Raw genomic sequence first — 23,427 nt, 5'->3', positions numbered from 1 at the left:
TGATACGCATGATCCGTGCGTTCCTGACTGCTGTTTTGTCTCTGGGCCTGCTGGGCGCCCAGGCTGCACACGCCGTCCAGCCGGCCAAGACCAAGGCCAGCAAGAGTGCGCATGCCAAGGCTGCCCCCAAGCCCGAACCTGAGCTGGTGCTGCCCGACGCCGATGGCCCGCAGAACGCCGCCGCGGCCCTGGTCGATTTCGGCCACTACGATTGCGAGTTCAGCCAGACCGTCAACGTGGTCATGAACCCCAAGCATGCGGGCTATGTCGATGTGACCTTCGGCAAGAACGTCTACACCATGAAGCCGGTGCTCTCGTCCACCGGCGCCGTGCGCCTGGAAGACGTGCGTGGCAAGACTCTGATGCTGCAGATTGCCTACAAGTCCATGCTGATGGACACCCAGGTCGGCCGCCGCCTGGTGGACGAATGCGTCAGCCAGAAGCAGCTCGAGGCCAAGAAGGCGGCCGAGGGCGTGCCTCAGCAGGCGCTTCTGGTGGACCCGAACGTCGCCAAGACCGAGGTCAAGCAGTAAGGCCTCAGCCCAGTGAAGCAACGGACCCTCAGGGTCCGTTTTTTTTCGCCGGTCCCTCCCCTCCTCCGCCCATCCCGGCTGTGCATGCATGACGAAGTATGTAGAATTCATGCATACCGAATCTTTCGGATCAACCCGGAGACGCCGATGGAAGCCACAGTTGCCGAGCGTGGACAGATCACCCTGCCCAAGGCGGTGCGGGATGCCCTGGGCCTGACCAAGGGCACCGTGCTCAAGGTGGAGCTCGATGGCGCGCGCATCGTGCTGCGCAAGGACGTCTCCGACGCCATCTCCAAGGCCCGCGGCCGCTTCAAGCTCGATGGTTTCGCCGACACCGACGACGCCATGCGCAGCATCCGCGGCCGGGCCCCTGGCGACCCCCTGGACGTCTGATCCCCCATGATCGCCATCGACTCCTCCGTGCTGATCGACCTGCTGGCCGACGGCCCCGCCGCCGATGCGGCCGAGGCCTGCCTGCGCCAGTCGCTCAGCGTGGGGCCCGTGGTGGTCTGCGACGTGGCACTGACCGAGGTCTGCACCGCCCTGCGCAACGGCACCGAGGTGCTGGAAGTGCTGGAGGAGATGGGCGTGCGCTTCTCGGCCACCGAATCCAAATCGGCCATCCGGGCCGGCGAAATGCAGCGGCGCTACCGCCAGCGGGGCGGCCGCCGCGAGCGCACCCTGCCCGACTTTCTCGTGGGCGCGCACGCCCTGCTGCAGTGCGACGCCCTGATCACCCGCGACGACACCTTCTTTCGCGACTACTTCAAGGGGCTCAAGGTCATCGTGCCGCACGCGGCCTGACGCCCCCGTTTCCGTTTCACCCCTGGAGAGCACACCATGCTGCAAGCCTATCGCCAACATGTCGCCGAACGCGCCGCGCTCGGCATCCCGCCGCTGGCCCTCGACGCCAAGCAAGTGGCCGAGCTGATCGAGCTGATCAAGAACCCGCCGGCTGGCGAAGAGGCCTTCCTGCTGGACCTGCTGACCCACCGCGTGCCCCCGGGCGTGGACGACGCCGCCAAGGTCAAGGCCAGCTTCCTGGCCGCCGTGGCCCACGGTGACGTGAAGGTCGCCCTGATCTCCAAGGCCAAGGCCACCGAGTTGCTGGGCACCATGGTGGGCGGCTACAACGTGCACCCCCTGATCGAGTTGCTGGACGACGCCGAAGTGGCGGACGTTGCCGCCGCGGGCCTGAAGAAGACCCTGCTGATGTTCGATTACTTCAATGACGTGGCCAACAAGGCCAAGGCCGGCAATGCCAAGGCCAAGGAAGTGATCCAGAGCTGGGCCGATGCCGAGTGGTTCACCAGCCGCCCCGAGGTCGAGAAGAAGATCACCATCACCGTCTTCAAGGTGCCTGGCGAAACCAACACCGACGACCTGTCCCCGGCCCCGGATGCCTGGAGCCGCCCGGACATCCCGATGCACTACCTGGCCATGCTGAAGAACACGCGCCCTGACGCGGCCTTCAAGCCCGAGGAAGACGGCAAGCGCGGTCCGATGCAGTTCATCGAGGATCTGAAGAAGAAGGGCCACCTGGTGGCCTACGTGGGCGACGTGGTCGGCACCGGCTCCAGCCGCAAATCCGCCACCAACAGCGTGATCTGGGCCACCGGCCAGGACATCCCCTTCGTGCCGAACAAGCGCTTCGGCGGCGTGACCCTGGGCGGCAAGATCGCCCCGATCTTCTTCAACACCCAGGAAGACTCCGGCTCGCTGCCGATCGAGGTCGATGTCTCCAAGCTGGAGATGGGCGACGTGGTCGACGTGCTGCCCTATGACGGCAAGATCGTGAAGAACGGCGAGACCGTCGCCGAGTTCAAGCTCAAGAGCGACGTGCTGCTGGACGAAGTGCGCGCCGGCGGCCGGATCAACCTGATCATCGGCCGCTCGCTGACCGCCAAGGCCCGCGACTTCCTGGGCCTGCCCGCCTCCACCGTCTTCCGCCTGCCCGTGGCCCCCAAGGACACCGGCAAGGGCTTCACGCTGGCCCAGAAGATGGTCGGCCGCGCCTGCGGTCTGCCGGAAGGCCAGGGCATCCGTCCGGGCACCTACTGCGAGCCCAAGATGACCACCGTCGGCAGCCAGGACACCACCGGCCCGATGACCCGCGACGAGCTGAAGGACCTGGCCTGCCTGGGCTTCTCGGCCGATCTGGTGATGCAGTCCTTCTGCCACACCGCCGCCTACCCGAAGCCGGTGGACGCCAAGATGCACCGCGAGCTGCCGCCCTTCATCAGCAGCCGCGGCGGCGTGGCCCTGCGCCCGGGCGACGGCGTGATCCACAGCTGGCTGAACCGCCTGCTGCTGCCCGACACCGTGGGCACCGGCGGCGACAGCCACACCCGCTTCCCGATCGGCATCTCCTTCCCGGCCGGCTCCGGCCTGGTGGCCTTCGGCGCCGCCACCGGCGTGATGCCGCTGGACATGCCCGAATCCGTTCTGGTGCGCTTCAAGGGCAGCATGCAGCCCGGCGTCACCCTGCGTGACCTGGTCCACGCCATCCCGCTGTACGCCATCAAGGCCGGTCTGCTGACCGTGGCCAAGGCCGGCAAGAAGAACATCTTCTCGGGCCGAATCCTGGAAATCGAAGGTCTGCCCGACCTGAAGGTGGAACAGGCCTTCGAGCTGTCCGACGCCTCGGCCGAGCGTTCGGCCGCCGGCTGCACGATCAAGCTCAACCCCGAGCCGATCAAGGAGTATCTGCGCTCCAACATCGTGCTGATGAAGAACATGATCGCCGATGGCTACCAGGACGCGAAGACCCTGCAGCGCCGCATCGAGAAGGTCGAGGCCTGGCTGGCCAAGCCCGAGCTGCTGGAAGCCGACAAGGATGCCGAGTACGCCGCCGTGATCGAGATCGACCTGGCCGAGATCACCGAGCCCATCGTCTGCTGCCCGAACGACCCGGACGACGCCAAGACCCTGTCCGACGTGGCCGGCACCAAGATCGACGAGGCCTTCATCGGCTCGTGCATGACCAACATCGGTCACTTCCGCGCGGCCGCCACCGTGCTGGGCGGTGCCCGTGACATCCCGGTCAAGCTGTGGGTGGCCCCGCCGACCAAGATGGACGCCTCCGAGCTGATGAAGGAAGGCCAGTACGCCGCCTTCGGCGCCGCCGGTGCCCGCACCGAGATGCCCGGCTGCTCGCTGTGCATGGGCAACCAGGCCCAGGTGCGCGAAGGCGCCACGGTGATCTCGACCTCGACCCGCAACTTCCCCAACCGCCTGGGCAAGAACACCAACGTGTTCCTGGGCTCGGCCGAACTGGCGGCCGTGGCCTCCAAGCTGGGCAAGCTGCCGACCAAGGAAGAGTACCTGGCCGCCACCGGTGTGATCACCGCCAAGGCCGACCAGATCTACAAGTACATGAACTTCGACCAGATCGAGGAATACGCCGAAGTCGCCAAGAGCGTCTGAGGTCCGTCACGCGGGCGCCAAGTGCGGCCAGACCGGAAGGCCCGCCCCGTGCGGGCCTTTTCATGCCTGTACGGGGACGGGCCGGACCGCCGCTCAACCCATCAGCGGCTGCAGCATGCTCAGGCGGTTGCCCTCGGGATCGACGAAGACGACATAGTCACCCACGCCCGGAATGGCCATGGGCTCGCCCAGCACCTGCCCACCAGCCGCGCTCACGCGGGCCATGGCCTCTCGCACATCGGGCACGCCCAGCACCACCGAGGGCTGCTGCAGTGGCGACTCCGGCACCAGGGGGAACAGACCGCCGTTGATCGACCCTCGCAAAGCATCCGGCGCGCTGCTGTCACAGGTGGAGGTGGTGGCGAGAATGTAGTTGCCCATCTCGGGACCCATGGGCTGCAACTGCCAGCCGAACACCGTTTGGTAGAAGGTCGAGACGCGGGCCGCGTCCCGGTAAGGCAGTTCGAAATGGACGACAGGACAGGCGGGAATGGGCATGGTGGATCCTCCTGAATGGGGCGGTGGAACGGGACCGGGCCGAGGGCAGCCCGCCCCCACCACGATGCGCGCCTGACGCGCCAGCACCGCCCGGACAAACCCGCAACCTCCCGAATGCAGGGGACGTGCGATCCTGTGTTCCTCAGGGCGCCGAGGCCCGCACTCAGAGCAGGCGCGCGAGGAGCGCCCCTTCCACCGGCCCGCCCAGGGGCACGAACACCCGGATCGGGTTGCCCTGGGCCACCTGGATGGTCTCGCCCTCGGGATTCTGCATGGTCTCCAGCGTCAAGATGCGGTTGCCCGCCGGATGGATGACCTCGATGCGGTCACCCACCGCAAAGCGGTTCTTGGTCTCGACCTCGGCCCAGCCATCGGCACGCACCCCCAGCACCTCGCCGACGAAGTGGCTGCGATGCAGCTCGCTGTGGCCGCTGATGTAATTCTGGTAATCCTGCGCCGGGCGGCGCTCCAGCAGGCCCCCGGTGTAGCCGCGGTTGGCCAGGCCTTCCAGCTCCAGCAGCAGCTCGGGGTTGAACGGCTTGCCGGCCATCGCATCGTCGATGGCGCGGCGGTAGACCTGGGCCGTGCGGGCGACGTAGTACAGGCTCTTGGTGCGGCCCTCGATCTTCAGCGAATCGACGCCGATCTGGCACAACCGGGCCACATGCTCCACCGCCCGCAGGTCCTTGCTGTTCAGGATGTAGGTGCCGTGCTCGTCTTCCATGATGGGCATCAGCTCGCCCGGACGGCCCTTCTCCTCGATGAAGTAGACCCGGTCGGCCGCAGGGTGGCGGGCGCCACCGCCACAGGTCGAGAAGCTCGTTTCCGCCTCGGCCTGGGCCTCGGCAAAGTCGAAATCGCGCTCCAGCGTACCCACCGGCACCGCCTCGCCGCTGGGCGAATGCTCGCTGGCGACCTGGGTGCCGTATTCCCAGCGGCAGGCGTTGGTGCAGGTGCCCTGGTTGGGGTCGCGCCGGTTGAAGTAGCCCGAGAGCAGGCAGCGGCCGGAATAGGCGATGCACAGCGCACCGTGCACGAAGACCTCCAGCTCCATGTCCGGGCATTCGTTGCGGATGCCCTCCACCTCGTCCAGGCTCAGCTCGCGCGAGAGGATGATGCGGCTCACGCCCATCTTCTGCCAGAACTTCACCGTGGCCCAGTTGGTGGTGTTGGCCTGCACCGAGAGGTGGATGGGCACCTCGGGCCACTTCTCGTGCACCTGCATGATCAGGCCCGGATCGGCCATGATCAGCGCATCGGGCTTGAGGGCGATCACCGGCTCGATGTCGCGCAGGTAGGTGCGCACCTTGTCGTTGTGCGCGATCAGGTTGCTGGTGACGAAGAACTTCTTGCCGCGCGCATGGGCTTCGGCAATGCCCTGGGCAATCTGCTCCAGGCGGAATTCGTTGTTGCGGGCGCGCAGCGAGTAGCGCGGCTGGCCGGCATAGACGGCATCGGCGCCGAAATCGTAGGCGGCGCGCATCTTGGCCAGCGAGCCGGCCGGCAGCAGGAGTTCGGGGGCGGTGTGCTTCACCCCTCGATTGTCCTCTGCCGGCCTTGCCCCGCCAAACCGTCAGGGGTTTGAACGGGGCGCAGGGGTGGCGATCAGCCGCCCGAGCGGATCACCTTCTCGTCGATCTCGCGGTAGTTGCGGCCGCCGCACTGCTTCTTCCAGGACTCCAGATCCATGTCGTATTCCGCTGCGGTGGTGTCCATCGCATGGTTGCGGGTGTTCCAGTCGTCGGCACGGGTCTGGAAGGCCGTGTTCTTGGCGTCGAAAGCCACCTTGTCGGCTGCGATCTGGTCGTTGAGCACCTTGTTCTGGGCGTTCAGATCGTCCGAGGCCTGCTGGATCGCCTTGCCCTCGCGCTCGAGCTTCTGGCGCTGACGCTCGACATTGTCACCCTTGGCCGCGGCCTTGTTCATCGCCTCCATCTTGGCGTTGAACTCCTCCACCGTCTTGGACTGCTCGGCCACCTTGGCGTTGAAGTCGCTGGCGGTCTTCTCGATGCGGGCCGCCAGGGCCGCGTGTTCGGCCGCGATGGCCTCCTTGTCCGCCTCCAGCTGCTTGCGCTCGACGTCCAGCTGGGCCCGCTTGGCCTTGGCGTCCTCGGCCCGGGCCTTGAGCGCGTCCTGCTGCTTCAGGCAGACCCGCAGCTCGTCGCGGCTCATGACAGGCGCCTTGGCGCTGGCATTGCCCAGGGTGTTGATCTTGCCGTTGTCGGCCGCCAGAGCCGAGCCGGCACACAGGGCCAGCAGCAGGCCCGGCAGCAGTGCGAAGGAGGGGGAACGTTGCATGGATGTACCTCGAGAACAAGGCCGGCGATGACCGGCCGCCTGGCGCCGGGTCGGCGCCGCCCAGGTGGCGATGATGCCACCAGCCCCGCCGCAGCCTGTCGGCGCGGCGGCGCGGGAATCACTGCTTGCGCACGATGACGCTGCCCACCGAATAACCCGCCCCGAAGGAACAGATCACGCCCAGATCACCGGACTGAACCCCGTCGCGATGGCGATGGAAGGCGATGATGGAGCCGGCCGAGGCGGTGTTGGCGAACTCGTCCAGGATCAGCGGAGCCAGGTCGGGGCCCACCTCCTGGCCGACCAGCTTCTTGATGATCAGCTGGTTCATGCCCAGGTTGGCCTGGTGCAGCCAGTAGCGACGCACCTGGGCCGGTGTCAGGCCCTGGGCCTGCAGATGGGCTTCGATGTGGGCCGAGGCGATGGGCACCACCTCCTTGAAGACCTTGCGGCCCTCCTGACGGAAGGTCTTGTCGCGGGCCTCGGGGTCGCTGTCCTCGCTGCGATTGAGGAAGCCGGCGTTGTTGCGGATGTTGTTCGAGAACTGGGTGGCCAGCCGGGTGCCCAGCACCTCCCAGCGCTCGGCCGCCACCGCCGTCTCGTCGGCCTCGACAAGCACCGCGGTGCAGACGTCGCCGAAGATGAAATGGCAGTCGCGGTCCTTCCACTCCAGGTGGCCCGAGGTGATCTCGGGGTTGACCACCAACACGCAGCGCGAGGCGCCGCTGCGCACCGCGTTGACGGCCTGCTCGATCGCGAAGGTGGCCGAGGAACAGGCCACGTTCATGTCGAAGCCGTAGCCGCCCGCGCCCAGGGCCTGCTGGATCTCGATGGCCATGGCCGGGTAGGCGCGCTGCATGTTGGATGCCGCGCAGATCACCGCGTCCACATCGGCCGCCTGCCGGCCCGCGGCCGCCAGAGCCTGGCGGGCGGCATCCACGGCAATCTCGGCCATCAGCGAGAGCTGGTCGTCGGGCCGCTCCGTCAGCTTGGGGCGCATGCGGGCCGGGTCCAGTACGCCGCTCTTCTCCATCACGTAGCGGCGCTGGATGCCGGAGGCCTTCTCGATGAAGGCCTCGCTGGACGGGGCCAGGGCTGCGACCGTGCCGGCCTCGATGGCCGCCGCATGCTCGGTGTTGAAGCGCTCGACGTAGGCGTTGAAGGACACCACCAGTTCGGCGTTGGTGATCACATGGGGCGGAACGTAGAGACCGGTTCCGGTGATGACGGCACGGGGCATGGGCAATCTGGGAGGGGCACGAAAGGCCGGCAGTGTAGCCGGGCCACCGCCACCGCGCCCTTGCCCTCGGGCAACTCCCGATCAGGCCGCGCGCTCAGCCGTGGGCCGGCGCGATCTGCTCCGCGTAGTCCACCAGCGCCTCCAGCAGCAGCTGCGCGCGCTCGTCGTCCCGCTCGGCGGCCGCCTCGGCCAGCTCGTCCACCCGTTCCAGGAAGCGGGCCACCGTGAGGCCGCCGCCCACCCCCTCGTGCAGACGGGCCACCCGCAACTGCTCCCAGCGGTCCCGCTCGGTGGAACCCAGGCGATCCGGGAAATTGCGGGCTCGGTAGCGGAACACCAGCTCCTCCAGCCGCGGGTCGTCGAAGCTGGCCGTCTGCCAGGCCGGATCGTCCGGCGAGGTCTTGCGCAGGCGGTCCAGGCGGGTGCGGTCCTGCGGGCCCAGGAAGCCGCCGTACAGATCCTCGTCCACATCCACCGGCTGCTCTCCGCCCGGGCGGGTGAACACATCGGGCCAGATGCCGGCCATGCTGGCGCCGCGGTGCGCGCAGAGCTCGGCATGTTCCAGCGCACGCACCAGGTCCACCCCCCAGCGTTCGGCCATGGCCGGCGGCAGGGTCTTCAGGTTGCCGATGACCACCGGCGACTTGTTGACGTGGATGGTCTTGATCGGCAAGCGCGTCACGCCCTCGGGCAGGTCCTCCGTGCGGGTGTAGAGACGCTGGCGGATCTGCTCGGCGTTGAGGGTGAACAGCTCGGAGGGATCCTCGGCCAGGTCCCAGACGATCAGCTCGTTGCGGTTGGTGGGGTGCGGGGCCAGCGGCCAGACCACGCCCAGGCAGCCACGCTCCGGCCCGTACATGCCGGAGATGTGCAGGAAGGGCCGTCCCACGCCGATCTCGGCCCAGACGGCATCCTTCTTGCGCAGCTTCAGGCAGAACTCCCACAGCCGTGGCTGGGCCTGGCGGATCTTGCGGGCCAGGGCGATGGTGGCCCGCACGTCGGACAGCGCATCGTGCGCGGCCTCGTGCAGCAGGCCGTTGGCCGCGCTCAGGTGCTCCAGCTTGAAGGAAGGCCGGCCATCCTCGTGGCGCGGCCACTCGATGCCTTCGGGCCGCAGCGCGTACATGCAGCGCACCGTGTCCAGCAGGTCCCAGCGTCCGCAGTCGTTCTTGTATTCGCGGGCGTACGGGTCCAGCAGGTTGCGCCAGAACAGGTGGCGCGTCACCTCGTCGTCGAAGCGGATGGAGTTGTAGCCCACCCCCACCGTGCCCGGGCGGGCCAGTTCGGCCTCGATGGTGGCGGCGAAGCGGTGCTCGGGCAGCCCCTGGGCCAGGCACTGCTGGGGCAGGATGCCGGTGAGCAGGCAGGACTCCGGATCGGGCAAGGTGTCGGGCGCAGGCTGGCAATAGACCATCACCGGCTCGCCCACCTCGTTCAGGTCGGCATCGGTGCGCACGCCGGCGAACTGGGAGGGCCTGTCCCGCCGGGGCACCCGGCCGAAGGTTTCGTAGTCGTGCCAGAAGAAGCTGAAGTCGCTCATGTGCGCACGATACCCCAGGGCCCGCGCCGGGCCACTCAGAAGCCCGGCTCGCGCACGCGCAGCAGCGTGGCGAAACGGGGCAACCCCGTCGCGGTCAGGCCGCGCCAGCTGTAGGTCACCCGGGTGCCCACGGGAAGCGGCTCGCGCCGCTGGCTGTCTTTCAGGCCGCTGCCCAGCAGGAAGACCTGTCCGGCGTCGTTGCGCACCCGCAGCGCCCCCACCTGGCCCGCGTACTTGCCGTGCCCGGGCGCGTGGCCGATCACCACAGCCTCCGCGTCCTGCACAGGCTTGAACTTGAACAGCGCCTCGGTCCGGCCCGTCTGGAACACCGCGTCGGCGCGGTGCAGCACCAGGCCCTCGCCCCCGGCCGCCACCACCTCGTCCAACCACTGCTGCAGGGCGGTGGCGTCCGCCATCGGCCGCTGGGCCACCGCCACCAGCTGCGGCCACGCGGCGGCGGCCACCAGGGCCTCGATCTGCGCCGCCCGCTGCGCAAACCCGCCGGGGGCGCCAGGCAGCTCGAACACGCGGTACTGCAGCGCACGCCAGCCCGGGTCCTGCGGATCACCGCGCCGCAGCAGAGCCGACACCTCGTCGAAGCGGCCATGCCCCAGCCACAGCTCGCCATCCAGCGCCTGGCGCGGCAGACGGGCCAGAAACCAGTCCGGCGCAGCGACCACGCCGCCGCCCCGGAAACGCAGCCGCCGCCCATCCCACAGCGCCCGCACGCCGTCGAACTTCTCGCTAACGAGAAAGCCCTGCGGTGAGCGGCCGGCGGTCCAGTCCCGCGCCAGCAGCAGGTCCGGCGCCGACTCGGCCCCTGCGGCAGGCGGGGCGAGCGCGGTCAGCGCCGTCCATGCGGCCAAGGGCAACAGCGATGCACCCAGCGCAGGGTGATGGGGCAGGTCCATCCGGGGCCTCCTGATCTGACAAGGCTCCCAGCCTAGGGCGACGCCGAGCCCCCCACATCCCGCCAAGGAGGGACCGGCCCTCCCCTGTCCGTAGGAGAAACCGGGGCGTGCCTTCGCAGCGGCCGGCAAGCCCCCGCAAGCGCCGAATCAACCCGCCATCTCACCGCTTTTCCGGCCATGCCGACCACACCAACCCTGGCAGCATCTGGCCACTCGTACGCCGACGATGTGTTCACTCGGCGCCCCACTTCAGACCGAGGAGTTCACCGTGAATCTGAGTCGAAAGCTGCCTCTGGCCTTTGCACTCACCCTGCTGCTGACCCTGCTGGCCGGCTTTGCCGGCCTGTGGACCGCCCATCGGGCCATCAGCGTGTTCCACACGGACGTGCAGGCCGAGGTGGATCAGGAGCGGCGCACCGCGGCAATGGAGAGCCACTTCAAGACCCAGGTGCAGGAGTGGAAGGACACGCTGCTGCGGGGGTCGGACAGCCAGCTGCTGGACAAGCACTGGAATGCCTTCCTGAAGGAAGAGAAGGAAGTCGACACCCTGGCCAAGGGCCTGCAGGCCGACCTGAAGGACCCCGAGCTGGCCCAACTCGCCGCCGCCTTCATGGTCCAGCACGACAAGATGGCCGCCGGCTACCGCGACGGCCTGGAGAAGTTCAAGTCCGCCGGGCTGGAATCCTCGGTGGGCGACATGGCCGTGCGGGGCATCGACCGGGAAGCCGCCAAGCTGCTGCGGGATCTCAAGGCCGCCATCGCCCAGCGCAGCGCCGACGCCTCACAGCAGGCCTATGCCGAGGGGCGGCGCGCGGTCGCATGGAGCCTGGGCATGATGCTGCTGGCCGCCGTCCTGGGCGTGGGCATCGGGATGCGGATCAGCCGCGACGTGGTGGGCCCGCTGCAGACCGCCGTGGCGGCTGCCGACGCAGTGGCGCGCGGCGACCTGAGCCACACGGTGCAGGTGCGTGGCCACGACGAGACGGGCCGCCTGCTGGGTGCACTGGCCACCATGCAGACCCAGCTGCGCCGTCTGGTGCAGGACGTGCGCGGCAATGCCGAGCAGGTGGCCAGCGCCAGTGCGCAGATCGCCCTGGGCAACAGCGACCTGGCCACCCGCACCGAGCAGCAGGCCTCCTCCCTGCAGGAAACGGCCTCCTCGATGGAGGAACTGGACGGCGCAGTGCGCCACAACGCCCAAAGCGCCCAGGAAGCCAGTTCACTGGCCTCCCGTGCCAGCGCCGTGGCCCTGCAGGGCGGCACGGTCGTGGCCGGCGTGGTGGACACCATGAAAGGCATCCAGGCCGCCTCCCACCGCATCGTGGACATCATCGGCGTGATCGACGGCATCGCCTTCCAGACCAACATCCTGGCCCTGAACGCCGCGGTGGAAGCTGCCCGCGCCGGGGAACAGGGGCGCGGCTTCGCGGTGGTGGCCAGCGAAGTGCGCAGCCTGGCCGGACGCTCGGCCGAGGCGGCCCGGGAGATCAAGCAGCTGATCCAGGCCAGCGTGGAACGCGTCGAACAGGGTTCGGTCCAGGTGCATCAGGCGGGACAGACCATGGACGAGGTCGTGCAGTCCATCGCCAAGGTGTCGGACATCATCCACGAGATCAGCCGGGCCAGCCAGGAACAGAGTGCCGGCGTGGGGCAATTGGGTGAGGCGGTCAGCCGCATCGACCAGGGCACCCAGCAGAATGCCGCGCTGGTGGAACAGACCAGCGCCGCGGCCGAAAGCCTGCGTGGCCAGGCTCACCAGCTGGTGAACCTGGTCGACACCTTCAAGCTGGCCTGAGCCCCCCGCTCACGCGCCCTCCAGCGGGTGCGCCTGCAGCCAGGCCCATTCCGCATCGGTCCACAGGCGCTGGGTGGCCACGAAGTGCATGTCCTCGGCATCTTCCAGCGAGAAGGTGCCCAGCGCGCCGGACTTGGCATGCAGCAGCACCTGGCCTCCCTCGAGGTACTCGAACTGGGTGCGTCCGACCCAGAACGGCACGCCCCCCACCGTGCCCAGGCGGACATCGGCCTGTCCCAGCGTCATCTCCCCCACCCGCAGGCACATGGGCGTGCTGCCATCACAGCAGCCGTGCGACTGGTAGAACATCACCTCGCCATGCCGGGCCTTCAGGCGCTCCAGCAGCGCCAGCGCCTCGGGCGAGGCGACCACGCGCTCCACCGGTGTCTCCAGCGTTTCCATCCGGTCTCTCCTTGCTTGCACCAACAAAAAAGGGCGGCCGAAGCCGTCCCGTCCTGAACTCGCGAAGGATCAGAAGAAGCCCAGCTTGTTCGGGTTGTAGCTGACCAGCAGGTTCTTGGTCTGCTGGTAGTGGTCCAGCATCTGCTTGTGGGTCTCGCGGCCGATGCCCGATTCCTTGTAGCCACCGAAGGCCGCGTGGGCCGGGTAGGCGTGGTAGCAGTTGGTCCACACGCGGCCGGCCTGGATGCCGCGGCCGAAGCGGTAGGCACGGCTGCCGTCACGGGTCCACACGCCGGCGCCCAGGCCGTACGGGGTGTCGTTGGCGATCTGCATGGCCTCGGCCTCGTCCTTGAAGGTGGTCACGGCCAGCACCGGGCCGAAGATCTCCTCCTGGAAGATGCGCATCTTGTTGTGGCCCTTGAACAGGGTCGGCTGGATGTAGTAGCCGCCAGCCAGATCACCGCCCAGCTCGGCCTTGGCGCCGCCGATCAGCACTTGCGCGCCTTCCTGCTTGCCCAGCTCCAGGTAGGAGATGATCTTGTCCATCTGCATGGTGGAGGCCTGGGCGCCCATCATGGTGTCGGTGTCCAGCGGGCTGCCCTGCTTGATGGCGGCCACGCGCTTGAGGGCGCGCTCCATGAACTTGTCGTAGATGGATTCCTGGATCAGGGCGCGCGACGGGCAGGTGCAGACCTCGCCCTGGTTGAACGCGAACAGCACCAGACCTTCGATGGCCTTGTCCAGGAAGGCGTCGTCCTGGGCCATCACGTCGTCGAAGAAGATGTTGGGGCTCTTGCCGCCCAGTTCCAGCGTGGCGGGAATCAGGTTGGTGGCGGCGGCCTGGGCGATCACACGGCCGGTGGCGGTGGAGCCGGTGAAGGCGATCTTGGCGATGCGCTTGCTGGTGGCCAGCGGCATGCCGGCTTCGCGGCCATAGCCGTTGACGATGTTCAGCACGCCCGGGGGCAGCAGGTCGGCGATCAGCTCGACCAGCACCAGGATGCTGACCGGGGTGGATTCGGCCGGCTTGAGCACCACGCAGTTGCCGGCACCCAGGGCGGGGGCCAGCTTCCAGGCGGCCATCAGCAGCGGGAAGTTCCAGGGGATGATCTGGCCGACCACGCCCAGGGGCTCGTGGAAGTGGTAGGCAATGGTGTTCTCGTCGATCTCGCTGAGCGAGCCTTCCTGGGCGCGCAGGCAGCCAGCGAAGTAGCGGAAGTGGTCGGCCGACAGCGGGATGTCCGCGTTCAGCGTCTCGCGCATCGGCTTGCCGTTGTCCACCGTCTCGGCGTAGGCCAGCTTCTCCAGGTTCTGGTCGATGCGGTCGGCGATCTTCAGCAGGATGTTGGCGCGCTCGGCCGGCGGGGTGGCGGCCCACTTGGCGGCGGCGGCGTGGGCGGCATCCAGGGCCAGGTTGATGTCCGCCTCGTCGGAGCGGGCCACCTGGGTGTAGACCTTGCCGTTGATGGGGGTGACGACGTCAAAGTACTGGCCCTTCACCGGGGCCACGAACTTGCCGCCGATGAAGTTGTCGTAGCGGGCCTTGTGTTGGACCGGGGCGCCAGCGGTACCGGGCAGTGCATACAGCATGAGGTGTCTCCAGAGTAGGTGCTTGTGGAACAGGCGGCGCCGGTCGGTCCGGCTGCTCACCACAGGCTCTCTACTGCACACCCTGTGCCAGCTTGGCTCCAGGCCCGGTTGGCCGGCTTTTCCGAGGGGAAATCCTCGCCGCCCAGGACCCGGGCCGCATTCACCCCCGGGAACACCCTGTGGCGAAACGGAACATCCCTGGTGAGCCGTGCCGAGGTGGAACACCTGACCGGGTCAGGCGCCCTCGGGACAACCCTCTGCGCCAGGAACGCACACTCTCAGCGCTCGGGCGCCGGCAGGGGCCGGGTCAGCTCGTCGGTGCTCAGGCCCTGCTGGCGCATCAGCGCCTCCAGCGCCGGCATCAGCGGCCCCAGGCGCTCTTCCAGCGCATCGCGCACGGTGTCCACGAAGACCTGGGTCGACCGCTCGATCTCGATGTTGAGGCGGTCACCCGGCTGCTTCTGGCCGAAGGTGGTCATGCGCAGGGTCTCGGGAATCAGCCAGACCTCGAACCAGCCGGCCTGCCGGTCGGCCTCGGCCACGGTCAGGCTGGCCCCGTTGATGGCGATGTAGCCCTTGGCAAAGACGTACCGCATCCAGCGCGCGGGCACCTCGATGCGCATCACATGGTTGTTCTCGGGCTGACGCACCGAGGCCAGCGTGGCGGTGAAATCCACATGCCCGGACAAGGGGTGCCCGCCGATCTCGGCGCCATCCTTGGCCGCCCGCTCCACGTTGATGCGGTCGCCCTCGGCCAGCGAACCCAGGGTGGTCAGCCCCAGACTCTGCTGCATCACGTCGAAGTCGGCCTCGTCGGGGCCGTGCAAGGTGGTGACGGTGAGGCAGACGCCGTCGCAGGCCACGCTGGCCCCGATGGCCAGATCCTGGGCGAAACCGGGCGGAAAGCGCAGGCGGAAACTGCGCAGACCGGGACGGTCGGTGATCGACGCGACTTCAGCCACGCCCTGGACGATGCCGGTGAACATGTTGGAAACCTCGGAAACAGAAAAAGCCGGCCGAGCTTAGCAGCCCGGCCGGCCTGGCAGGCATGACGGGTCTTGTCCGCCGTCAGCGTCCCGGCGCGCTCACTGCGCGTTCAGGAAGCTCATCACCGTGTCCATCACCACCGTCGGGTTGTTGGCATCCATCTGGGCCGCCATGGTGGCCACGCCGTGGTCGGCACCGGTAATCTTCTTGATCACCATCGCACCGCCGCAGTTGGTCCAGGTCTGGACATTGCCCGAGGTGGCGTTGGGCGAGCCCAGCGGCGCCACCGACTCACCACAGGTCTGCGTGACACGCACCTGCTGCTCAGGCCACTCGCCCATCATCGTGCCGTCCAGGAAAGCCGCATTGCCCGCCCACTCGACCAGGGGGTTGATGATCCAGTTGTAGTTGGGCCAGCGGTTGTTGTAGGTCTGCATGACCTGGTCGTCGTCGCCGCTGATGCTCATGTAGGGCTTGTTCACGCTGGGCACGCAGGGCGTGGCGCCAGCCGGATCGAAGTGTTCGGAGGCGGGGCCGGCCAGTGCGATGTAGCCGTCGAAGGTGGCCGGCGACTCGCAGCGCATGCGGTTGGTCATCGCCCCGCCCATCGAGTGACCCATCAGGTCGATCTGGGTCACGCCGTAGTCGCTCTTGAGCTTGGCGGCCAGGGCCTGCAGGAAGGCCACGTCATCTTGCCCGGAGGTCATGGCGTAGTTGGACCAGGTGGTGGCCCCGCTCGCACCGTCAATGTGCTGCCCCTGCGGAAACACCATGATGACCTTGTTGGCGTGCAACCAGTCCCAGTTGATGGTGTTGGTGGTCGTCTCGCTGTTGGAACTGTTCAGGCCCAGCTGGTAGGCGATGGCCGTGTTGTTGCCACCGCCGCCATGCAGGGCCACGATCGCCCGGGTGGCACCGCCGGCCGGGACATAGATGTTCACCGCGTGGGGATAGCTGCCCACCGTGGTCGAGACGAGGCTGTCGCCTGCGGCCACGCTGTTGCTGCTGCCGCCGCCACCACAGGCGGCCAGCGAGGCGACAAGGGCACTGCCGATCAACAGGCGCATCAGGCGCTGGTTCATGGATTCACTCCCTGAGGAAAAGTTGCGAGGTGTGCGAATGGTAAGAATGCTTCCCGCCAGCAACCTGTCGGCTGGCTGCGGAAGCCTGTGTCGGACAGCGCCCACAAGCGCGCAGGACGACAGGCCGCGGGCACCCGATCGGAAGCTCAACGCGCCATGGGGTCTTTGAGACGACAGGCGCGCCCGATGTCGGACGCTACCACCCGCAGGACGGACGCCAGCCCGGCAAACAGGGGATGGCTGGCAGAATGCAGGCCATGAAACACCCCGTCACCCGTACCGCCCTGGCCGCGCTCGCCCTGATCGGCAGCCTGGGCAACGCCCATGCCGAAGCCAAGGACCAGAACGCGCTGCGCGCGCTGGCCGTGGGCGGCACCCTTGCCTCCTGGGCCTATGGCCTCTGGGAAGGCGCTCCCTTCACCGATTGCCGCGGCGCCCAGTGGCAGCTGCGCGGCAACGTGGCCCACGACCACGAGCTGAACCTGGCCTCGGTCGGCGCCGCCTACGGCGACTGCCACATGCTGGATGCCGGCAGCTGGTCCTTGAGCAATCAGACCAACTTCTCGGTGGGCCGTTGGACCACCCGCGGCGACGTGGCCGGCGCCTCTTCCGCCTGGGATGTGGCCGTGGTGCCCCTGGTGCACTGGCAGCATCCGGCCTTCGCCTCCCACAAGTGGGAAGTGGAGTTCGGCATCGGCCCGGCCTGGCTCAGCGAGGTCAACATCGGTGACCGCCAGAAGGGCAGCAACTTCCAGTTCTCCGACCACCTGGGCCTGAACCTGGTGGATGGCGGCGGCCAGTGGCGCGTGGGCCTGCAGTGGCGCCACATCAGCAACGCCGACATCAAGAAGCCCAACAACGGCGTCAACTTCACCGGCCTGGTCTTCGCATGGACGTTGTGATCCGGGCCTTCCCTGGCTGACTCCAGTCCAGGGAAGGTGCGCCGGCTCAGGGCGCCGTCATCGGCGCCTGGGCCACCGAAGGCTCGGCGGGGGCGGAAGACGCCCGCCACAGAATGAGGGCGTAACCGCGCTCGGCGTACAGCGTGCTGTAGCGCCCGCCCACCTGGGCCATCAGGGCCGGCAGCTGGTCAAGCCGAACCAGGGCCAGCTCACCATCCCGGGGCGCCCGGCGCGGCGCCTCCTCTTCACGGTACACCGCGAAACTGGGCTGGTGCAGGCCCCATTGCACCGCAGGTTCCGGCCGCTGCCGGGCCACCTCGGCCGCCCGCTTGATCGGTCCCTGCAAGAGATCACCCCACCAGGGCAAGGCCACCCCCAGGCTGACCAGCGACAGCAGCACGGCCGCCGAGCCGCTGCGCCACAGCAGGGTGAGGCCCGGTCGGCTGAGCTGGGTCATCAGGAACAGCACGGCCAGCGCCGCCATGCCACTGACCCACACCAGCCAGGGCGAGGCCTGCTGCCCCAGCAGCAGGGCTCGGTAGAGCGGCGGTTTCACCACGCCGGGTGCCCACAGGTGCAGCGTGGCGGCACTGCCACACAGCAGGGCCAGCAACAGCAGCAGGCACACCGTGAGCGCCGCCCGCATGGCCGTGCCGGCCTGCACCAGCGCCATGGCCATCAGCAGCACGAAGGGGCTGGCGCCATACAGCACGTAATGCGGCAGCTTGGTGCCTGACAGCGAGAAGAACACCAGCACGAAGCCGCCCCACACCAGCAGGAAGCGCTGCATCGGATCGGCCCAGTGGCGGCGCACGCCCACCACCACGCTGGCCAGCAGCGGCGTCCAGGGCAGCAGCAAGAGGGGCAGCACCACGAAGTAGTAGCCGATGCTGCCGCCATGCTTCTCCAGCGGGCTGCTGTAGCGCGCCAGGTTGTGGCGGATCAGGAAGCCGTCGATGAAAGCCTGGCCATCGCGGTGCAGTTCGTAGGCATACCAGGGCACGGCAATGCCCAGCAGCAGGGCCCAGCCCCAGCCGTCGCCCGCCGCGCGGCCCAGCCGGCGCAGGGCCTCGCGCCAGGGCAGCGACAGCGCCAGCCACAGCACCAGGGCGGCACCGGGCACCACCACCGCCACCGGGCCCTTGACCAGCAGGCCCATGCCCATCCAGGCGTAGGCGCGGCGCAAGGGCGCCCTGCCCGCCTCACCGCGGTTCTGCGCTTCCAGCCAGCGCCAGGCATCCAGCGCCGTCAAGGTCAGCAGCAGGTTCAGCAGCGCATCCGCCGTGGCGGCTCGGCCGATGGCCAGCACGCCCAGGCACGTGGCCAGGATCACCCCGGCCGCCACCGCCACCTGCCGGCCCAGGCGCGGCAGGGCAAAGGCCACCAGGGCCAGCGACCAGCCCCAGGCCGACAGGGCCGAAGGCAGGCGGAAGGCGAACTCGCGCACGCCGAACAGGCTGACGCTGATCGCCTGCAGCCAGTACACGCCGATGGGCTTGTCGAAACGCGGCTCGCCGTTGAGCGTGGTGTGCATCCAGTCGTGGTGCACGATCATCTCGCGGGTGGCCTCGCTGAAGGCGCCCTCGTCCACGTCGAACAGCGGCGTGGCGCCCAGCGCCCACAGCGCCAGCGCCAGCAGCAGGCCGGCCAGCGCCAGCCACTCCAGGCGCGTCAGGCGAGCGCCGGACATCGGCGAGCCCAGCCTCATGCGTGCCAGCCCTCGCTGTCGGCCAGGACGGGCGCGTGCAGCGCGTGGTACTGGCGGGCATGGCTGCCGTCGTAGTAGATGCGGATCAGCAGTTCGGCCAGCACCCCGGTGACCAGGAACTGCAGCCCGCCCATCACGCAGAAGAAGCCCAGCGACAGCAGCGGCCGCCCGCCGATGGACTCACCCAGCAGCTTGAGCACCGCCAGATAGCCCAGGATGGCCGTGCCCAGTCCGCCCACGCCCAGGCCCACCGCACCGAAGAAGTGGCCGGGCCGCGAGCCGAAGTTCATGAAGAAGTAGACCGACAGCAGGTCGATGATGACCCGGAAGGTGCGCGAGATGCCGTACTTGGATTCGCCGAACTGGCGCGCCATGTGGTTCACCGGTTCCTCGGCCATGCGGTCCGGCGAGGTGACGGTGGACAGCCAGGCGGGGATGAAGCGGTGCATCTCGCCATACAGGCGCACTTCCTTGAGCACCGAGGCCCGGAAGGCCTTGAGGCTGCAGCCCAGGTCCTTGAACTGCATGCCCGTGGTCTTGCGGATCAGCCGGTTGGCGATCATCGACGGCAGGCGGCGCATCGCGAAACCGTCCTGGCGGTTCTTGCGCCAGCCGGCCACCAGGTCCAGATCGTCGTTGAGCAGACGGGCCACCAGGCGCGGGATGTCGCGCGGGTCGTTCTGCAGGTCGCCGTCCAGGGTCACGATCACATCACCGCGGGCCGCGTCGATGCCGGCCTGCATGGCGGCCGTCTGGCGGAAGTTGCGCAGCAGGCGCACCACGCGGATGTGCGGCCCCACCGTCTTGGCGTGGCGCTGCAGGGCCAGGCCGGTGCCGTCGCGGCTGCCATCGTCCACCACCACCAGTTCCCAGGGGTGCGGGTAGTCCTTCAGGGCGTCCTGCACCGCATCGACCATCGGCTTGACGTTGTCGATCTCGTTGTACATGGGCACCACCACCGACAGACGGTGCGGCGGGGCCTGCACGGGGGCGACGGAAGCGGTGTGTTCGGTTGCGTTCATGGTCGAGCAGAAGAAGGCCCCGCGGCCGATGAGCGGCGGGATTGCACCCACAAGAGGGCACGGTAGATCAAAGGGGTCAGCAAGGCGGTCACGAGACTCAGGGTGTGCACCGCCAGCGCGGCACCGGCCAGCACGGCCGGCGGCACCGTGGCCCCCACCCATTGTCCCGCAGCCCAGATGGCGGCCTCGTAGCTGCCCAGGCCGGCCGGGGCCTGGATGGGCAGGGCCGCGGCGAGTTCACCCGCCACCGCCCCGCTCCAGCCCTGCCAGACCGGCAGGCCGGCCAGCAGGGCCAGCACGCCGCCCAGGACCGCCAGCTTGAGCAGCCAGTTGCCCACACAGAGACCCCAGCCGGTCAGGTCACCCCGGTGGGCTACCAGCGTGCCCTGCAGGGCCTGCCAGCGTGGCCACCATTGTCCCAGCTGGCGCGACAGGCGGGGCAGCAGGCCCCACAGCAGCAGCACCAGCGCCGCCACGCCGGCCAGCCGCAGCCAGGCCGGTCCCGGCGCCAGGCCCAGCAGGCCCAGCAATGCGAGCACCAGCGCGTCCTGCAGGCGCAGCCAGACCAGGCTGCGCACCGATTCAGCCACCGGAATGCCGAAGCGGCGATGGAGCAGCCACGGATAGCCCGCCTCACCGGCCCGCATGGGCAGCAGCAGCAGGGCGGCGTTGTGGGTCAGGAACAGGTCCACGCTGTCGGACAGGCTGGGCATGCGGGCCTCGGGCCGGTGGGTGCGCCCCCAGGTGCCCCATTCCCGTCGCAGGCGTTCGGCCCGCAGCCCATAGCTGCCCCACAGGCCGGCCACCGCCAGCGGCCAGGCCCACAGCGGCACCTGCGCCAACGCCGTCAGCAGCTGCGCCCCCATGCCTTCGCGCAGCAGCATGGCCAGCAGCAGGCCTGCCGCCAGCGAAGGCAGCACCAGCCGGGCCACGGCCTGGTCGGTGCCGGCCGGGGCCCCGGCATGGCGCCAGCGCGAAAGGCCGCTGCACACCCCGAGGAAGGCCAGCGTCCATTGCAACGGGGCGGCCACCGGCAAGCCGGTCGGCAGCACCGCCACGGCCACCGCCAGGCCCCATTCCAGCACGGCCAGACCGCGCTGGCCGTTGGCCGTTCCCAGCCAGGCCGCCGGCCAGCGGGCCGCCAGCCGCAGGGACAGCAGCCCCACCCCCAGGCCCAGGCCGGCGCCGGCCAGCACATCGGCCGGCCAGTGCGCGCCGACCGCGATGCGCGAGAGCGCCACCGCCACCGCGAGGACAAAGGGCAGCAGCACACGCCAGCCCCGCAGGCCCAGCGCCGCCGCCAGCACGGTGGCCACCGCGCCAGCGGTGAGCGCATGGCCGGAGGGCATGGAGGCGTGGTTGAGCAGCGGCGTGCCGATCACCTCGATGGCCTGGACGCCCAGCGAACGGGCCGGCCGGGGGCTGTCGATCAGGGCCTTGGGCAGACGGCTGAACAGCAGCCCCAGGGGCACGCCCCACAGCAGGGCATTCAAGGCCAGGCGCCGCGTGCGGTCCAGGGCCAGCACCACCAGCACCGCCGACACGCCCAGGCCCGCGACGCTCAGGCCGCCCCACAGGCCCGCGGCGGCGGGATGTACGCCCCCTGCCAGGTGGTTGAGGTTCAGGAACAGGGACTGGTTCAAGGCCGGCTGCAGGTGCAGCCAGCTGCCCGCCCCCAGCAGCAGCAGGGCCAGCACCCAGGCCAGGCCCTGCCAGCGCGGTACGCCGTCGTCCGCGGGCAGGTGCGGAGCAGGCCGCGCAACAGTGGGTTCGGACATGGTGGGCGGCATGATGCCAGAGCCCCGAAGCGGGGCCACGGGTGCGGCAGGCAGGATCAGAAGCTGAGGTAATGCGGGAACTGGCCATCCCGCGGCTTGACCTGCGCGAAGCGGGCCGTGAGCCGGGCCTGCACCGCCGTGGGCAGTGGCGCGAAGCCGGTGCCCTGGGTCAGCGCATCCCCATGCAGGAAGCACCAGTACAGGAAGCGCATGGCCGGCTCCACGGCGGCGGCCGTCGCCGGTGCGGCGTCCAGCAGCACGAAGGTGGTCATGGTCAGCGGCCAGCTGTCGGGCCCGCGCATGTCCATCAGGCTGGCGGTGTCGCTGCCATCGCGGTACAGGGGGCTGTGCAGGATGGCGGCCCGGAAGCCCGCCTCCGACGCGGCCACCCAGCGGCCTTCGCGGTTGCGCAGGCGCACCCCGGCCAGGCCGTCGGCCACCACACGGTCATAACTCACGTAGCCGATGGCGCCCGGCGTGGCCCGCACCAGGGCGGACATGCCGTCGTTGCCTTCGGCCCGCAGCGGCTCGCCCGGCCAGGCGGGCATGACGCCCTCTCCCACCTGCTTGGCGAAGGCCGGCGACTGCCCCGCCAGGTAGCGGGTCAGTCCCTCGGTGCTGCCGGACTTGTCGCCCCGCACCACCCGCACGATGCGCCGGGCGGGCAGGCTCAGGCCGGGATTGAGCGTGGCGATGCGGGCATCGTCCCAGCGCTGGATGTCGCCCGCGAAGATCGCGGCCAGCACCTCGCCGGTCAGCCGCAGCCGGTCCGGCTCGAAGCCGTTGACCACCGGCACCACGCCGCCCACGCAGGTGGGGATCTGGACCAGGCGCTTCTGGCCCAGGGCGTCCGGCCCCAGCGGCACATCGCTGCCGGCGAAATCCACGCTGCGCCGCGTGGCCTGTTCGATGCCGTTGCCCGAACCGGTGGGCTGGTAGCGCACATCCACGCCGGTCTGCCTGGCATAGTCCGCCGCCCAGCGGGCATAGACCTTGGAGGGGAAGGTGGCACCCGCCCCCTGCACGCGGGCCGAGGCGCCCCAGGCGGGCCCCGGGCCGATCAGGCCCAGCCCTGTCGCCAGTCCACTGCCCAGGACCAGCCCCAGTGCGCGCCGGCGATCGGTGCGCGGCGGCTTGAAATTCATCGTCATGTCGGTACTGCTGAAAAAGAACCGGCCGCTCCCTCTCGGTGCGGCCGGTCTTGAAGGATACAGGACGGCGAGGCGTCAGATCTGCTCGGGGGTTCTCACCGCCACCAGCACCACCTCGCCGCGGTCCTGGCGCGGCCGGTGACGCAGCCACCAGACCCCGCCCTTCTTGATGGTCCAGGGCGTCAGGCTGCCGTCCTGCGCGGGGTTGAACCGCGGCCCGGTCATCAGATAGGCCGCCGTCAGACCCAGCGTGGGCTGGTGGCCCACCACCAGCACGGGCTCGCGGGCATCGGGCCAGCGCGCCGCGGCCAGCAGGCCTTCCACCGTGCCTTCCGGGCCCAGGGCCTCCACCACCTTGAAGCGCCGGCCCAGGGCCTCGGCCGTCTGCTGGGTGCGCAGGGCCGGGCTGACCAGCACCTTGGTGGTGGCCGGCAGGAAGCGGTTGAGCCAGTCGGCCACCCGCCGTGCGTGGCGCTCGCCCTTGGGGGTGAGGCCGCGGGCCGGGTCGTCCAGGCCATCGGCCAGTTCCTCGGCCTCGGCGTGGCGCCAGAGGATCAGGTCCAT

Annotated in this window: 21 protein-coding genes; 6 read left to right on the top strand and 15 right to left on the bottom strand. The window is 69.2% G+C overall.

The annotated features are described in order from the left end of the window. The first annotated feature begins 8 nt into the window (after window positions 1-8). The 4 genes from LRM40_RS07870 to acnB all read left to right on the top strand — a co-directional run bounded on the left by LRM40_RS07870 (window position 9) and on the right by acnB (window position 3,959). On the top strand, window positions 9-533 hold the full coding sequence (locus LRM40_RS07870) for a hypothetical protein (protein WP_151122235.1): 525 nt from the start codon (window positions 9-11) through the stop codon (window positions 531-533). Window positions 534-680: 147 nt separating this feature from the next. Then, window positions 681-926, top strand: coding sequence for an AbrB/MazE/SpoVT family DNA-binding domain-containing protein (locus tag LRM40_RS07865; RefSeq protein WP_022981638.1), 246 nt, complete (start codon window positions 681-683; stop codon window positions 924-926). 6 nt (window positions 927-932) lie between these two features. Beyond that, complete coding sequence (locus LRM40_RS07860; protein ID WP_151122236.1) at window positions 933-1,337, top strand: type II toxin-antitoxin system VapC family toxin; 405 nt, start codon at window positions 933-935, stop codon at window positions 1,335-1,337. A gap of 36 nt (window positions 1,338-1,373) precedes the next feature. Then, on the top strand, window positions 1,374-3,959 hold the full coding sequence (gene acnB / locus LRM40_RS07855; RefSeq protein ID WP_151122237.1) for a bifunctional aconitate hydratase 2/2-methylisocitrate dehydratase: 2,586 nt from the start codon (window positions 1,374-1,376) through the stop codon (window positions 3,957-3,959). A gap of 93 nt (window positions 3,960-4,052) precedes the next feature. Here acnB and LRM40_RS07850 read toward each other — a convergent pair whose 3' ends face one another. The 6 genes from LRM40_RS07850 to LRM40_RS07825 form a co-directional block, all read right to left on the bottom strand. Further along, window positions 4,053-4,457, bottom strand: coding sequence for a VOC family protein (locus LRM40_RS07850; RefSeq protein WP_151122238.1), 405 nt, complete (start codon window positions 4,455-4,457; stop codon window positions 4,053-4,055). Between the two features lie 163 nt (window positions 4,458-4,620). Then, complete coding sequence (trhP, locus tag LRM40_RS07845; protein WP_231067828.1) at window positions 4,621-5,940, bottom strand: prephenate-dependent tRNA uridine(34) hydroxylase TrhP; 1,320 nt, start codon at window positions 5,938-5,940, stop codon at window positions 4,621-4,623. A 122-nt stretch (window positions 5,941-6,062) separates the two neighbouring features. Next, entirely contained in the window at window positions 6,063-6,755 is a 693-nt protein-coding gene (locus LRM40_RS07840) for a hypothetical protein (RefSeq protein ID WP_151122240.1), read from the bottom strand. A gap of 118 nt (window positions 6,756-6,873) precedes the next feature. Further along, window positions 6,874-7,995 (bottom strand): beta-ketoacyl-ACP synthase III, encoded by a 1,122-nt coding sequence (locus LRM40_RS07835; RefSeq protein ID WP_151122241.1) that lies wholly within the window; start codon window positions 7,993-7,995, stop codon window positions 6,874-6,876. Window positions 7,996-8,089: 94 nt separating this feature from the next. After that, window positions 8,090-9,535, bottom strand: coding sequence for an exodeoxyribonuclease I (sbcB, locus tag LRM40_RS07830; RefSeq protein ID WP_151122242.1), 1,446 nt, complete (start codon window positions 9,533-9,535; stop codon window positions 8,090-8,092). A 35-nt stretch (window positions 9,536-9,570) separates the two neighbouring features. Beyond that, window positions 9,571-10,446: a DNA ligase gene (locus LRM40_RS07825; protein ID WP_151122243.1), complete on the bottom strand. Its 876-nt coding sequence runs from the start codon at window positions 10,444-10,446 to the stop codon at window positions 9,571-9,573. Window positions 10,447-10,714: 268 nt separating this feature from the next. Here LRM40_RS07825 and LRM40_RS07820 point away from each other — a divergent pair, with 268 nt between their 5' ends. Further along, entirely contained in the window at window positions 10,715-12,241 is a 1,527-nt protein-coding gene (locus tag LRM40_RS07820) for a methyl-accepting chemotaxis protein (RefSeq protein ID WP_151122244.1), read from the top strand. A gap of 9 nt (window positions 12,242-12,250) precedes the next feature. Here the strand turns inward: LRM40_RS07820 and LRM40_RS07815 are convergent, their stop codons facing one another. The 4 genes from LRM40_RS07815 to LRM40_RS07800 all read right to left on the bottom strand — a co-directional run bounded on the left by LRM40_RS07815 (window position 12,251) and on the right by LRM40_RS07800 (window position 16,302). Continuing rightward, the gene (locus tag LRM40_RS07815) at window positions 12,251-12,643 is read right to left on the bottom strand and encodes a DUF779 domain-containing protein (RefSeq protein WP_151122245.1); all 393 of its coding nucleotides are present in this window, start codon (window positions 12,641-12,643) and stop codon (window positions 12,251-12,253) included. A gap of 69 nt (window positions 12,644-12,712) precedes the next feature. After that, a complete protein-coding gene (gene adh, locus LRM40_RS07810; protein ID WP_151122246.1) occupies window positions 12,713-14,233 on the bottom strand; it encodes an aldehyde dehydrogenase in 1,521 nt (506 codons plus the stop codon). A gap of 278 nt (window positions 14,234-14,511) precedes the next feature. After that, window positions 14,512-15,219, bottom strand: a complete 708-nt coding sequence (locus tag LRM40_RS07805) for a riboflavin synthase subunit alpha (protein WP_151122247.1) — start codon at window positions 15,217-15,219, stop codon at window positions 14,512-14,514. A 99-nt stretch (window positions 15,220-15,318) separates the two neighbouring features. Then, window positions 15,319-16,302: a CE1 family esterase gene (locus LRM40_RS07800; protein WP_151122248.1), complete on the bottom strand. Its 984-nt coding sequence runs from the start codon at window positions 16,300-16,302 to the stop codon at window positions 15,319-15,321. A 257-nt stretch (window positions 16,303-16,559) separates the two neighbouring features. Here LRM40_RS07800 and LRM40_RS07795 point away from each other — a divergent pair, with 257 nt between their 5' ends. Next, window positions 16,560-17,204: an acyloxyacyl hydrolase gene (locus LRM40_RS07795; protein ID WP_170288767.1), complete on the top strand. Its 645-nt coding sequence runs from the start codon at window positions 16,560-16,562 to the stop codon at window positions 17,202-17,204. A 46-nt stretch (window positions 17,205-17,250) separates the two neighbouring features. Here the strand turns inward: LRM40_RS07795 and LRM40_RS07790 are convergent, their stop codons facing one another. The 5 genes from LRM40_RS07790 to LRM40_RS07770 form a co-directional block, all read right to left on the bottom strand. Then, the gene (locus LRM40_RS07790; protein ID WP_170288768.1) at window positions 17,251-18,894 is read right to left on the bottom strand and encodes an ArnT family glycosyltransferase; all 1,644 of its coding nucleotides are present in this window, start codon (window positions 18,892-18,894) and stop codon (window positions 17,251-17,253) included. A 14-nt stretch (window positions 18,895-18,908) separates the two neighbouring features. After that, window positions 18,909-19,934, bottom strand: a complete 1,026-nt coding sequence (locus LRM40_RS07785; protein WP_151122251.1) for a glycosyltransferase family 2 protein — start codon at window positions 19,932-19,934, stop codon at window positions 18,909-18,911. Continuing rightward, the gene (locus LRM40_RS07780) at window positions 19,931-21,712 is read right to left on the bottom strand and encodes a phosphatase PAP2 family protein (RefSeq protein ID WP_170288769.1); all 1,782 of its coding nucleotides are present in this window, start codon (window positions 21,710-21,712) and stop codon (window positions 19,931-19,933) included. The genes LRM40_RS07785 and LRM40_RS07780 overlap by 4 nt, the downstream gene beginning before the upstream one ends. Window positions 21,713-21,768: 56 nt before the next feature. After that, window positions 21,769-22,863, bottom strand: a complete 1,095-nt coding sequence (gene pstS / locus LRM40_RS07775) for a phosphate ABC transporter substrate-binding protein PstS (RefSeq protein ID WP_151122253.1) — start codon at window positions 22,861-22,863, stop codon at window positions 21,769-21,771. A 75-nt stretch (window positions 22,864-22,938) separates the two neighbouring features. Next, window positions 22,939-23,427, bottom strand: coding sequence for a SixA phosphatase family protein (locus LRM40_RS07770; protein ID WP_151122254.1), 489 nt, complete (start codon window positions 23,425-23,427; stop codon window positions 22,939-22,941).

The organism is Ideonella dechloratans (assembly GCF_021049305.1).
Taxonomy (GTDB): domain Bacteria; phylum Pseudomonadota; class Gammaproteobacteria; order Burkholderiales; family Burkholderiaceae_C; genus Ideonella; species Ideonella dechloratans.
Note: the sequence above shows the minus strand (reverse complement) of the source record. Positions and strands in the feature narration are given on the sequence as shown.